Below are 947 nucleotides of genomic sequence, written 5' to 3'. Positions count from 1 at the left end.
AAATGAGAATATGGATTGAATAATCTTGCCTAAACAATTACAATCTCGCTCCAATTTTTTTTCACCCTATTTATTGTGAGTACTGGAAATGAAAAGAACATTCCAACCTAGCGTACTTAAGCGTAAGCGTACACATGGCTTCAGAGCACGTATGGCAACTAAAAGTGGTCGTCAGATTTTGAACCGACGTCGTGCTAAAGGCCGTAAAGAACTAAGTGCATAAAACTTGTACTCCAGTTTTAAGTTTCCTAAATCAACTCGGCTACTAAAATCGAGTGATTATAGTGATGTTTTTGAGTCTGTTGATATACGAGTTTCCAGTAAACATTATTTGATGTTGACTAGAAGCCTGAATAACTCAGATAGCAGACTCGGAATAATCGTTGCTAAAAAGAACGTAAAACTCGCTGTACAACGGAACCGAATTAAACGCTTATTACGAGAATCGTTTCGGACTAAGCGTAGTTCGCTTCCAAACCTTGATATTATTGTTCTTGCAAAGAAAGGTGCTGATTTATCTAGCAGCAAAGAATGCACTCAAGAACTAGACTATCTGTGGCGTAAGTTAGTTCGTAAAACATCTCAAAATAAGTCTGATAAGAAGACTAAGTCAGCTCGGACTTCGTAACTACTGACTGCTGAAAAGTGTTAGTAAGGACATAATTTTGCTGAGAACCATGATGAGAAAAGTTATCATTGGTCTAATTCGCGCTTATCAACTCTGTATTAGTCCTATACTCGGCCCTTCTTGTCGATATTATCCAACATGCTCTGAATATGCCCTCGAAGCTGTAAAAATTCACGGTATATTTAAAGGAAGCTTTCTTGCAGTACATCGTGTGTTAAGATGCCATCCGGGTTGTGAAGGTGGACACGACCCTGTACCGGAAAAGAAGACAAAATCCTCCTCAGATAAACAATCAAAACCTTTATAACTCTATCTTTAT

Annotated in this window: 3 protein-coding genes; all 3 read left to right on the top strand. The window is 38.1% G+C overall.

Annotated features, from left to right (window positions below; genetic code table 11):
• Positions 1-88 precede the first annotated feature (88 nt).
• From rpmH to yidD, 3 genes are read left to right on the top strand one after another with little or no spacing between them, the layout of a single operon-like run.
• On the top strand, positions 89-223 hold the full coding sequence (gene rpmH, locus A3763_RS27065; protein WP_082865166.1) for a 50S ribosomal protein L34: 135 nt from the start codon (positions 89-91) through the stop codon (positions 221-223).
• A gap of 3 nt (positions 224-226) precedes the next feature.
• Positions 227-628, top strand: coding sequence for a ribonuclease P protein component (gene rnpA / locus A3763_RS16275; protein ID WP_068507316.1), 402 nt, complete (start codon positions 227-229; stop codon positions 626-628).
• 49 nt (positions 629-677) lie between these two features.
• A complete protein-coding gene (gene yidD, locus A3763_RS27060; RefSeq protein WP_369823127.1) occupies positions 678-935 on the top strand; it encodes a membrane protein insertion efficiency factor YidD in 258 nt (85 codons plus the stop codon).
• Positions 936-947: the final 12 nt, after the last annotated feature.

Source organism: Oleiphilus sp. HI0128, from assembly GCF_001635365.1.
The sequence above is the reverse complement of the archived record's forward strand: the minus strand, read 5'-3'. Positions and strand labels throughout refer to the sequence as shown.

Coding starts and splice junctions, on each gene's coding strand:
- yidD (WP_369823127.1), top strand. CDS start 678: ATGATGAGAAAAGTTATCATTGGTCTAATTCGCGCTTATCAACTCTGT.
- rpmH (WP_082865166.1), top strand. CDS start 89: ATGAAAAGAACATTCCAACCTAGCGTACTTAAGCGTAAGCGTACACAT.